This window comes from Kitasatospora atroaurantiaca (genome assembly GCF_007828955.1).
GTDB lineage: Bacteria > Actinomycetota > Actinomycetes > Streptomycetales > Streptomycetaceae > Kitasatospora > Kitasatospora atroaurantiaca.
The window spans coordinates 5,590,542-5,602,018 of record NZ_VIVR01000001.1; the positions used below are offsets into that span (position 1 = coordinate 5,590,542).

The 11,477-nt window shown below is 70.6% G+C and carries 7 protein-coding genes; 5 read left to right on the forward strand and 2 right to left on the reverse strand.

Annotated elements, in window-relative coordinates:
• Positions 1–5 precede the first annotated feature (5 nt).
• Both FB465_RS25305 and pepN read right to left on the reverse strand, forming a co-directional pair.
• Entirely contained in the window at positions 6–1,358 is a 1,353-nt protein-coding gene (locus tag FB465_RS25305) for a ferredoxin reductase family protein (protein WP_145794126.1), read from the reverse strand.
• 289 nt (positions 1,359–1,647) lie between these two features.
• On the reverse strand, positions 1,648–4,239 hold the full coding sequence (pepN, locus tag FB465_RS25310) for an aminopeptidase N (protein ID WP_145794127.1): 2,592 nt from the start codon (positions 4,237–4,239) through the stop codon (positions 1,648–1,650).
• 305 nt (positions 4,240–4,544) lie between these two features.
• Between pepN and FB465_RS25315 the strand changes: the two genes are divergently transcribed.
• From FB465_RS25315 to dxs, 5 genes are all read left to right on the forward strand, one after another.
• Complete coding sequence (locus tag FB465_RS25315) at positions 4,545–5,741, forward strand: ROK family transcriptional regulator (protein ID WP_145797581.1); 1,197 nt, start codon at positions 4,545–4,547, stop codon at positions 5,739–5,741.
• A 177-nt stretch (positions 5,742–5,918) separates the two neighbouring features.
• Positions 5,919–7,013 carry a sugar ABC transporter substrate-binding protein gene (locus FB465_RS25320; RefSeq protein ID WP_145794129.1) on the forward strand — a complete coding sequence of 365 codons (1,095 nt, stop codon included), beginning with the start codon at positions 5,919–5,921 and terminating at the stop codon, positions 7,011–7,013.
• Between the two features lie 170 nt (positions 7,014–7,183).
• Complete coding sequence (locus tag FB465_RS25325; RefSeq protein WP_170290685.1) at positions 7,184–7,972, forward strand: ATP-binding cassette domain-containing protein; 789 nt, start codon at positions 7,184–7,186, stop codon at positions 7,970–7,972.
• Positions 7,969–9,228 carry a sugar ABC transporter permease gene (locus FB465_RS25330; protein ID WP_145794133.1) on the forward strand — a complete coding sequence of 420 codons (1,260 nt, stop codon included), beginning with the start codon at positions 7,969–7,971 and terminating at the stop codon, positions 9,226–9,228. The genes FB465_RS25325 and FB465_RS25330 overlap by 4 nt, the downstream gene beginning before the upstream one ends.
• 218 nt (positions 9,229–9,446) lie before the next feature.
• Positions 9,447–11,354, forward strand: coding sequence for a 1-deoxy-D-xylulose-5-phosphate synthase (gene dxs / locus FB465_RS25335; RefSeq protein WP_211785851.1), 1,908 nt, complete (start codon positions 9,447–9,449; stop codon positions 11,352–11,354).
• Positions 11,355–11,477 lie beyond the last annotated feature (123 nt).

Sequence of the window (11,477 nt, forward strand, 5' to 3'; positions counted from 1 at the left end):
ACTGGTTAAAGGGCGAACGACTCGTGGTGGATGCGGGAGCGCCGGACGCCGGCGGCTCGCAGCGCCCGTACGGCGTCCTCGGCGAGCGCCTCGGGGCCGCACAGGTAGACCTCGTGACGCGCCAGGTCGGGCACCAGCCGGGCCAGTGCCGCGCCGAGATCGCCGACCTCGGCCCGCGAGCCGAGCAGCTCGTGCAGGCGGGCGCCCCGGGCGGCGGCGACGGCCGCGAGCTCGCCCCGGAACAGCACGTCCTCGGGCCGCCGCGCCCGCTGGACGAGCGTCAGCTCGCCGGGCAGCGTCTCGAACAGCGCGCGCAGCGGGGTGATCCCGACGCCGGCGCCGAGCAGCAGCACCTTGCGCCCGCGCCGCTGCCGTCCGGTGAAGGCGCCGTACGGGCCCTCGGCGCGGACCTTGGTCCCGGGCTGCAGCCGGGCGACCGCCGCGCTGTGGCCGCCGAGGTCCTTGACGGTGAAGCGCAGGAACTGCGGGTGCGGGGGTGCGGAGAGCGAGTAGGGGTTGGCCGTCCAGCGCAGGCCGGGGGTCTGGAACTGGAGGCGGAAGAACTGCCCGGCCTCGGCGTGGAGCTCGTCCAGCCGCTGCCCGGTGACGAACAGGGAGACCACGCCCGGGCCCTCGGGCCGCACCTCGGCGACCCGCAGCCGGTGCCGGCGGTCCCGCAGGAACGGGACGGCCAGCCGGTACCAGCCCAGCAGCGCTGCGGTGCCCAGGTAGAGCGCGTACCAGGCGGCGCGCGCCGGGCCGTCGCCGAGGTCCGCGCCGGTGGCCAGCTGGTGGCCGAAACCGAGCGCGACCGCCAGGTAGGTGGCCAGGTGGAGGTAGTACCAGACCTCGTAGCTCATCCGCCGCCGGGCGGCCCGGGCGGAGACGGCGCCGGTGCCGAGCATGATGAGGGTGGCCAGCGCCGCCTTGATCATCTCCGGGAATTGGAAGACGATCTCGATGCCCTCCCCGACCAGCCCGCGACCGTCCGTCAGCGCATAGCCCCAGACGACGGTCAGGACGTGCGCGGCGACCAGGCCGACCAGGTACCGCCCGCCCATCGCGTGCCAGCGGGCCAGCCGGTCCGCGCCGAGCTCGCGCTCCAGCAGCGGTATCCGCGCCATCAGGAGCAGCAGTACGGGGGCGGTGTACCCGGCCAGCAGGCCGGTGATCCGCCCGGCGCCGGTGAGCCACTCGGCGGCGCCGCTGACGCTCGAGGTGTTCTGCCACCAGGTGACGAGGACGCCGACGGCTCCGGCCGCGATCAGCGCGATCACCGTCCACGGCACCGTCTCCGCCGGGAGCCTGCGGGGCGCCACCGCGCGGCGTGGGGCGCGGGTATGGGTGAGCGCGGTCATGGGCTGTCCTCCTTGCCGTACGGGTACCGCCGTGGCGGACACCCTGGCACCGGAGGATCACAGTTGCCTCAGAACGCGGGCCTGCCGCGACCCGTCCAGGAGCGGTCGCGGCAGCTGAGGGTGGAACGTTTTCGCAGGTCAGAGCAGTTTTGACGACTCTCGGAGGAGATCCGGAATCTCAGCTTCTTCTCATCTGCGAGGGGCGGGGTGCAGGCGAGCCCGGTCGGCTGCCCGGAGCAAAAGTGCCCCGAGCGGCCGACCGGGCTCGGTGTAGCGGGGTGCCGATGCGTCAGTGACCCAGCGCCCGGGCGCCGGCCGCGCGGTCGGCCGTCTGGGCCTTCAGCGCGCGCTCGACACCGGCGCGGGCCTCGACGACCATCCGGCGCAGGGCCGGGGCCGGCTCGGCCGAGGCCAGCCAGGCGTCGGTCGCGTCCAGGGTGGCCTGCTCGACCTGGAGCGACGGGAACAGGCCGACGATGATCTGCTGCGAGATCTCGTGGCTGCGGGTCTCCCAGATGCCCTTGGCCGCCGCGAAGTACTTCGCGGTGTACGGGGCGAGCAGCTCGCGCTGGTCGGACTGGACGAAGCCGCCGATCACCGCGTCCTGGACGTAGTTGGTGAGCTTGTCCGACTCCACCACGGAGGCCCAGGCCTCGGCCTTGGCCTCGGCGGTCGGGCGGGCGGCCCGGCAGCTGGCGGCGTGCTCCTGGCCCGCGGCGGTCGCGTCACGGTCCAGCTCGGCCGCGATCGCCTTGTCGTCCTCGCGGCCGGTGGCGGCCAGGCGGGCCAGCAGCGTCCAGCGCAGCTCGGTGTCGACGGCCAGGCCGGCCAGCTCGGTGGTGCCGTCCAGCAGGCCGGCGAGCAGCGCGAGCTGCCCGTCCGTCCGGGCGACCGAGGCCAGGGCGCGGGCCCAGGCGAGCTGGTGGTCGCTGCCGGGGGCGGCAGCGCGCAGCTGCTCCTCCGCGGCGGCGGCCCAGCGGGCCAGGCCCTGCTCGCGCCAGGCCGGGTCGGCGTAGACGTCCAGGGCCAGCTTGACCTGGCGGTGCACCGACTGGACGACGCCGATGTCGGACTCCCGGGCCAGCCCGGAGAGGGCCAGCGCGAGGTAGTCGCGGGTGGCCAGCTCGCCGTCGCGGGTCATGTCCCAGGCGGAGGCCCAGCACAGCGCGCGCGGCAGCGAGTCGGTGAAGTCGCCGAGGTGCTCGGTGACGAGGGCCAGCGAGGACTCGTCCAGGCGGACCTTGGCGTACGACAGGTCGTCGTCGTTGAGCAGCAGCACGGCGGGCTTCTGACGCCCCACCAGCTGCGGGACGGCGGTGCGCTCGCCGTCCACGTCCAGCTCGATGCGGTCCGTGCGGACCAGCTTGCCGTCCTTCAGCTCGTACGCGCCGATGGCGATCCGGTGCGGGCGCAGGACCGCCTCGCCCTTGGCGCCGGCGGGCAGCGCGGGGGCCTCCTGGATCACGGTGAAGGACTCGACGGTGCCGTCGGCCGCCAGCGAGATCTCCGGCCGCAGCACGTTGATGCCGGCCGTCTCCAGCCAGGCCTTCGACCAGGTCTTCAGGTCACGGCCGCTGGCCTCCTCCAGCGCACCGAGCAGGTCGGTGAGCCGGGTGTTGCCCCAGGCGTGGCGCTTGAAGTAGGCCTGCACACCCTGGAAGAAGGCGTCCTGGCCGACGTAGGCCACCAGCTGCTTGAGCACCGAGGCGCCCTTGGCGTAGGTGATGCCGTCGAAGTTGACCTGGACGTCCTCCAGGTCGTTGATCTCCGCCATGATCGGGTGGGTGGACGGCAGCTGGTCCTGCCGGTACGCCCAGGTCTTCATCTGGTTGGCGAAGGTGGTCCAGGAGTTCGGCCACTTGGAGCCGGGGGCCTCCGCCTGGCAGACCGCCTCGGCGAATGTCGCGAAGGACTCGTTCAGCCAGAGGTCGTTCCACCACTCCATGGTGACCAGGTCGCCGAACCACATGTGGGCCAGCTCGTGCAGGATCGTCGCGGCCCGCGACTCGTACGCTGCGTCGGTCACCTTGGACCGGAAGACGTACTGGTCGCGCAGGGTGACGGCGCCCGCGTTCTCCATCGCCCCGGCGTTGAACTCCGGGACGAAGAGCTGGTCGTACTTGGGGAAGGGGTAGGCGAAGTCGAACTTCTCCTGGAAGTAGTCGAAGCCCTGCTTGGTGACCTCGAAGATCGCCTCGGCGTCCAGGAACTCGCGCAGCGAGGGCCGGCAGTACACGCCCAGCGGGACGCGCTGCGCGCCGTTCTCGTACGCGTCGAAGACCCCGACGTACGGGCCGGCGATCAGGGCGGTGATGTAGGAGGAGATCCGGCCGGTCGGCTCGAAGTGCCAGACCTGGGTCTCGCCCTCACCGGCCGGCGTCGGGGTGGGGGAGTTGGAGACCACGACCCAGCCCTTGGGCGCGGTCACGGTGAACTTGAACGCGGCCTTCAGGTCGGGCTGCTCGAAGGTGGCGAAGACGCGGCGGGCGTCCGGCACCTCGAACTGGGTGTAGAGGTAGGTCTCGCCGTCGACCGGGTCGACGAAGCGGTGCAGACCCTCGCCGGTGTTGGTGTAGGCGCAGTCGGCGACGACCCGCAGCTCGTTCTCGGCCTTGAGACCGGGCAGCGCGATGCGGCTGTCGTCGAAGTTGGCGAGCGGCAGAGTCTCACCGTTGAGCACGATCTCGGCCACGCTCGGAGCAACGAGGTCGATGAAAGTGGCGGCGCCGGGGGTGGTGGCAGTGAACCGGACCACGGTGGTGGACCGGAAGGTGCCGCCCTCGCGGGCCGAGCTCAGGTCGAGCTCGATGTCGTACGCGTCCACGTGCAGGAGCGCGGCCCGGGTACGGGCCTCCTCACGGGTCAAGTTGGTGCCAGGCACTCGCAGGACTCCTTCGTCAGGCATGGATGCCTGGCATCCTCCCACGTCGTCGCATCCTGGAAGGGAGGTAATTCGGCGCACCGCCCCGCTGCCCGTGAGCACAGGTTTCACAACGATCTGTGTTCGGCCTTGACGGGGCGTCGGACGGTTGGCGAGCTTAGAGTTCAGAAGTTGAAAGTGAACACCTGGTTGAGGGGTCAGCACCGCAGGGTGACGGCCCGGGCCAACAACACCGCTCCGCCGCAACGGCGCGGCAGGGGCGGGGACGGTCGGGTCCCCGTGCCCTGGGAGGGTTAATCATGTCGCTGGACACACCGGGATCGCAGTCCTCACTGCACCGGGCGAACCTGGAGCGAGTGCTGCGTGCCGTCCGGATGGCCGGCTCGCTGACCCAGGCAGAGATCGCACGCAGCACGGGGCTGTCGGCGGCCACGGTGTCCAACATCGTCCGGGAGCTCCGGGAGAGCGGCACCGTGGTGGTCGCCGACACCTCCTCCGGCGGCCGCCGGGCCCGAAGCGTCTCGCTCAGCGGTGACGCCGGGATCGTGGTCGGCGTCGACTTCGGCCACACCCACCTGCGGGTCGCGGTGGGCAACCTGGCCCACCGGGTGCTCGCCGAGGAGAGCGAGCCGCTCGACGTCGACGTCTCGGCCCAGCAGGGCTTCGACCGGGCCGAGGCCCTGGTCGGCCGGCTGCTCCAGCAGGCCGGTTTCCACCCGGACAAGGTGATCGGCGTCGGCCTGGGCGTGCCGGGCCCGATCGACGTGGAGACCGGGGCGCTCGGCTCCACCGCGATCCTGCCCGGCTGGACGGGCATCGCCCCCGGCCGGGAGCTGTCGCAGCGCCTGGGCATGGAGGTGTACGTCGACAACGACGCCAACCTCGGCGCGCTGGGCGAGCTGGTCTGGGGGGCCGGACGCGGGCTCAGCGACCTGGCGTACATCAAGGTGGCCAGCGGCGTCGGCTCCGGCCTGGTGATAAACGGGCAGATCTACCGGGGCCCGGGCGGTACGGCGGGCGAGATCGGGCACATCACGCTGGACGAGGCCGGGCCGGTCTGCCGCTGCGGCAACCGGGGGTGCCTGGAGACCTTCGTCGGGTCCCGCTACCTGCTCAACCTCTTGAACGCTAACCATCCCGGTGAGCTGACCCTGACCAAGGTGGTGCAGCTCGCCCAGCAGGGTGACCTGGGCTGCCGCCGGGTGATCGCCGACGCCGGGCGGCAGATCGGCAGCGGGGTGGCCACCCTCTGCAACCTGCTCAACCCGCGCCGGGTGATCCTCGGCGGCGACCTCGCCGAGGCCGGTGAGCTGGTGCTTTCCCCGATCCGGGACTCCGTGGCGCGCTATGCGATCCCCAGTGCGGCCCGTCAGCTGTCGATCGTTCCGGGCACGCTCGGGGGCCGGGCGGAGGTGCTCGGGGCCCTGGCGCTGGTGATGAGCGAGATGGGCGAATCGGGTGCTATCCGGCAGCCCGCGCAGTCCGTGGCGACGCACGCCTGACCTGCTGAAAGAGTGAAGCCGAGACCGCTGGTCTCGGCTTCGCCTTCAGGAAGATAACGAAAGGGTTCGAATCTGCGGTCTTCCGGTTTTACTTATTGACGACAAGCGGGCAGGCCGGGTTGACTCCCTTCCACCTCGCCGCAACGTTGCGGCTCTGTCAGGGAGGCAACCCCCACCATGAACGCAATGATGCGTCGCGCTGTCATCGCCACTGCTGCGGTTTCGATGGCTCTCTCCATGGCCGCCTGTGGCAAGGCCGGGAGCGACAAGAAGAACAGCGCCGACTCTGGTGACACCAAGTCGATCGGTCTGCTGCTCCCGGAGAACGCGTCCTCCACCCGGTACGAGTCCTTCGACAAGCCGTTCATCGAGGCCAAGGTCAAGGCCCTCTGCCCCGACTGCAACGTCAAGTACAGCAACGCCGAGGGCTCCGCGTCGAAGCAGAAGCAGCAGTTCGACACCCTGATCGCCCAGGGCGTGAAGGTCATCATCCTGGACGCCTTCGACGCCAAGTCGACCCAGGCCTGGGTCAAGGAGGCGGCCGACAAGGGCGTCAAGGTCATCGCGTACGACCGTCTGGCCACCGGCCCGGTCTCCGCGTACGTCTCGTTCGACAACGAGAAGGTCGGCGAGCTGCAGGGCCAGGCCCTGGTCGACGCCCTGGGCGCCAAGGCGGCCGAGTCCAACATCGTCATGATCAACGGTGACGACGCCGACCCGAATGCCGGCAAGTTCAAGTCCGGTGCGCACAAGGTGCTCGACGGCAAGGTCAAGAAGGTCGTCTACGAGCAGTCCGGTGAGTGGAAGCCCACCGTGGCCGGCCAGAAGATCGGCGCCGCCATCACCCAGCTGGGCAAGGACGGCTTCCAGGCCGTCTACTCGGCCAACGACGGCATGGCCGCCGCGATCATCACCCAGCTGAAGGCCGCGGGCATCAACGTCCCGGTCGGCGGCCAGGACGCGGGCCTCGACGCCATCCAGCGCATCGTCTCGGGCGACCAGGCCTACACCATCTACAAGGCGTACAAGCCGCTGGCCGACAGCGCCGCCGAGCTGGCCGTCGACCTGCTGCAGGGCAAGGACATCAAGTCCGTCGCCTCCGCGAGCATCGACAGCGACACCGACAAGGGCATCCCGGCCAAGCTGCTGGACCCGAAGGTCGTCACCAAGGCCAACATCAAGGACACCGTGATCGCCGACGGCCTGTACAAGGCCGCCGACATCTGCACCGCCGACTTCGCCGCCGGCTGCGCGGCCGCCGGCCTGAAGTAGTCCTGCCAGGGCGATGCTCCCCCCATCCCCGGGGAGCATCGCCCCTCGCGCGGCGTGCCTCGCTCTGCCGCGCTCCCCTCAATCGTTCTCGCACTACCCCTTCGCGCCCGGGTCGGCGCGCGGCAGGCCGTGTCACCGTCACCACGAGGCGGTGACACGGAATGAAGGAGATGGTTCACGTGACAGGCGCACCCGTACTGGCGTTGCGCGGAGTCTCCAAGCGCTTCGGTGCCGTCCAGGCGCTCACCGATGTCCACCTGGAGGTCCACGCCGGTGAGGTGGTCGCCCTGGTCGGCGACAACGGCGCAGGAAAGTCGACGCTGGTGAAGACCATCGCCGGCGTCCACCCGATCGACGAGGGTTCGATCGAGTGGGACGGCACCCAGGTCGGCATCAACCGGCCGCACGACGCCCAGGCGCTCGGCGTGGCCACCGTCTACCAGGACCTCGCTCTCTGCGACAACCTCGACGTGGTCGGCAACCTCTTCCTCGGACGCGAGCTGCGCCGCTTCGGCACGCTCGACGAGGTCGCCATGGAGAAGCGCGCCAAGGAGCTGCTCGACACCCTGTCGATCCGCATCCCCAGCGTCCGCATCCCGATCGCGGCCCTCTCCGGCGGTCAGCGCCAGGTCGTCGCCATCGCGCGCGCCCTGGTCGGCGACCCGAAGATCGTCATCCTGGACGAGCCCACCGCCGCCCTCGGCGTCGAGCAGACCGCCCAGGTGCTCGACCTGGTCGAGCGGCTGCGCGACCGGGGCCTCGGCGTGATCCTGATCAGCCACAACATGGCGGACGTCAAGGCAGTCGCGGACACCGTCGCGGTGCTGCGCCTGGGCCGCAACAACGGCGTCTTCGAGGTGGCCTCCACCTCGCACGAGGAGATCATCTCCGCCATCACCGGCGCCACCGAGAACGCCGTGACCCGGCGTCAGGCACGCATCGCGGAGGAAGCGAAGTGAGCACCAACCCCACCACCACCGAGGCTCCCGCCCCGGCGGTCGACCCCCGCCTGCTGGTCCGCGAGGCCGGCTTCGCCGGTTACGTCGGCGAGTTCAAGCGCAAGATCAAGAGCGGCGACCTCGGCTCCGTGCCGGTCGTGCTCGGCCTGATCCTGATCGGCGCCATCTTCCAGAGCCTCACCGGCGACTTCCTGAACGCCGACAACCTCACCAACATCACCAAGTGGGTCGCGGGCCCCGGCCTGATCGCGGTGGGCATCGTCTTCGTCCTGCTGCTCGGTGAGATCGACCTCTCGCTCGGCTCGGTGGCCGGTGTCTCGGCCGCCATCGCCTCCGTCCTCTCGGTGCGCTCCGGCCTCAACGAGTGGCTGGCCATCCTGATCGCGATCGGCGCCGCCCTGGCAATCGGCGCGCTGCACGGCTTCTTCTTCGCCAAGATCGGCGTCCCGGCCTTCGTGGTCACGCTGGCCGGTCTGCTGGCCTGGAGCGGCCTGCAGATGTACGTGCTCGGCGACAAGGGCACCGTCAACGTCATCAACGACGGCGTCATCGCCAACCTGGACACCTACTTCCTGGGCGACGGCGACATCGCCTTCACCTGGGCGTTCGCCATCCTCGGCATCGTGCTCTTCGGAGCCGGCCAGCTGCTCGACAGCAAGCGCCGCAGCGCCGCCGGCCTCTCGGCCCGCCCGATGAGCGAGATCGGCCTGCGCACCGGCGTCATCGCGGTGATCGCGCTGGTCTCGGCGTACATGCTGAACCAGGACCGCGGCCTGCCGCTGCCGCTGGTGATCTTCCTCGGCATCGTCGTCATCACCGACTTCGTGCTCCGCCGCACCTCGTACGGCCGCCAGATCTTCGCGGTCGGCGGTGGCATCGAGGCGGCCCGCCGGGCCGGCATCAACGTGGCCTGGGTCCGGATCTCGGTGTTCATGATCTCGGCCGGCATGGCGGCCCTCGGCGGTCTGTTCATCGCCTCCCAGCAGGGCTCGGCGGACAAGCTGCTCGGCAGCGGCAACGTCCTGATGAACTCCATCGCGGCGGCCGTCATCGGCGGCACCAGCCTCTTCGGCGGCCGTGGCAAGACCTGGTCGGCGCTGCTCGGCATCCTGGTCATCCAGTCGATCATCACCGGCCTGGACCTGGTCCACGTCAACCAGGCCATCCAGTACATGATCACCGGTGCGGTCCTGCTCGGTGCCGTCGTGCTGGACTCGGTCTCCCGCCGGACCCAGAAGTCCTCCGGCCGGGGCTGACAGCAGCCCGCAGGGGCAACCAAGAGGGGCGCGAGGAACTGCGCGCGGCGGAAGGCACAGGCCTGTCACCTTCCGCTGCGCGCAGTTCCTCGCGCCCCTTGGTGCTGCATGGTTACACGCCGCTGCATGGCGTCCGGCAGCTGGACATTAGACTCAACCAGTCGGGGTGACCCGCCAGGCCGGACCGTGGTCTGAGAACTGTGAACGAGGAGGAACGGGTGGCCCTGCTGACCCGCATTCGGGGACCGCGCGATCTCGACCGGCTCACCCCGGCGCAGCTGGCCGCACTGGCCGAGGAGATCCGCACCTTCCTGGTCGAAGAGGTCTCCAAGACGGGCGGCCACCTGGGGCCGAACCTGGGCGTGGTCGAGCTCACGATCGCGCTGCACCGGGTCTTCGCCTCCCCGCGCGACCGCATCCTCTTCGACACCGGCCACCAGAGCTACGTCCACAAGCTGCTGACCGGCCGCCAGGACTTCTCCCGGCTGAAGATGAAGGGCGGCCTCTCCGGTTACCCCTCGCGCGCCGAGTCCGAGCACGACGTGATCGAGAACTCGCACGCCTCCACGGTGCTCGGCTACGCCGACGGCCTGGCCAAGGCGAACAAGATCCAGGGCCACAAGGACCGCCCGGTGGTCGCCGTGATCGGTGACGGCGCGCTCACCGGCGGCATGGCCTGGGAGGCGCTCAACAACATCGCCGACGCCAAGGACCTGCCGGTCGTCATCGTCGTCAACGACAACGAGCGCTCGTACTCCCCGACCATCGGCGGCCTCGCCAACCACCTGGCGACCCTGCGCACCACTCAGAACTACGAGCGCTTCCTGACCTGGGGCAAGGAGGCGCTGCAGCGCACCCCCGTGGTCGGCCAGCCGCTCTTCGACACCCTGCACGGCGCCAAGAAGGGCCTCAAGGACTTCATCGCCCCGCAGGGCATGTTCGAGGACCTCGGCCTGAAGTACATCGGCCCGATCGACGGCCACGACCTGCAGGCCCTGGAGTCCGCGCTGACCAAGGCGCGCGGCTTCGGCGGCCCGGTGATCGTGCACTGCCTCACCGAGAAGGGCCGCGGCTACCACGCCGCCGAGAACAACGAGGAGGACCGCTTCCACGCGGTCGGCGTCATCCACCCCGAGACCGGTCTGCCGATCAAGAGCTCGGGCAAGGACTGGACCTCCGTCTTCGGCGAGGAGATGGTGGCGCTGGGCCGCGAGCGCAAGGACATCGTGGCGATCACCGCCGCGATGCTCCACCCGGTCGGCCTGGCGCCGTTCGCCAAGGCCTTCCCGGAGCGCATCTTCGACGTCGGCATCGCCGAGCAGCACGCCGCGGTCTCCGCGGCGGGACTTGCCACCAACGGCCTGCACCCGGTCGTCGCGGTCTACGCGACCTTCCTCAACCGGGCCTTCGACCAGGTCCTGATGGACGTCGCCCTGCACAAGCTGGGCGTCACCTTCGTCCTGGACCGCGCCGGCGTCACCGGCACCGACGGCGCCTCGCACAACGGCATGTGGGACATGTCGATCCTGCAGGTCGTCCCCGGCCTGCGGCTCGCCGCCCCGCGCGACGCCGACCAGGTCCGCGCCCAGCTGCGCGAGGCGGTCGAGGTCGCCGACGCACCGACGGTGGTCCGCTACTCCAAGGGCACGGTCGGCCCGGCCGTCCCGTCGCTCGGCCGGATCGGTGGCATGGACGTGCTGCGCGAGAGCGGCGAGTCCGTGGGCGACAGGCGCGCGGACGTCCTGATCGTCTCGGTCGGTGCGATGGCCACCACCTGCCTGGAGGCGGCCGAGCTGCTCGCCGCCCAGGGCATCACCAGCACCGTGGTCGACCCGCGCTGGGTCAAGCCGGTGGACGCGGCCCTGCCCGGCCTGGCCGCCGAGCACCGGGTCGTCGTCACGGTCGAGGACAACGGCCGGGCGGGCGGCGTCGGCTCGGCGATCGCCCAGGCCCTGCGCGACGCGGACGTGGACCTCCCGCTGCGCGACTTCGGCATCCCGCAGGAGTTCCTCGACCACGCCAAGCGCGAGGAGATCCTGGCCGAGATCGGCCTGACCGCCCCGGACATCGCCCGCCAGGTCACCGAGCTGGTGGCCAGGCTGGAGAAGGCCGAGGTCCAGGCGTGACACCGGCCGCGGCCGGCGTCCGGTGACCACCGGTCCTGTAACAGTCCGTCACGTGACTGTCCGATGATCGTACCGAAAGCGGGACCGGCTCAGCCGGTGCCGGTCCCGCCCGGTAGGTTGTCA

What these genes read in the sequence shown, in the direction of transcription:
- FB465_RS25320 (WP_145794129.1), top strand. Translation starts at nt 5,919, where the DNA reads ATGAACGCAATGATGCGTCGCGCTGTCATCGCCACTGCTGCGGTTTCG.
- FB465_RS25305 (WP_145794126.1), bottom strand. Translation starts at nt 1,358, where the DNA reads ATGACCGCGCTCACCCATACCCGCGCCCCACGCCGCGCGGTGGCGCCC.
- FB465_RS25325 (WP_170290685.1), top strand. Translation starts at nt 7,184, where the DNA reads ATGGTTCACGTGACAGGCGCACCCGTACTGGCGTTGCGCGGAGTCTCC.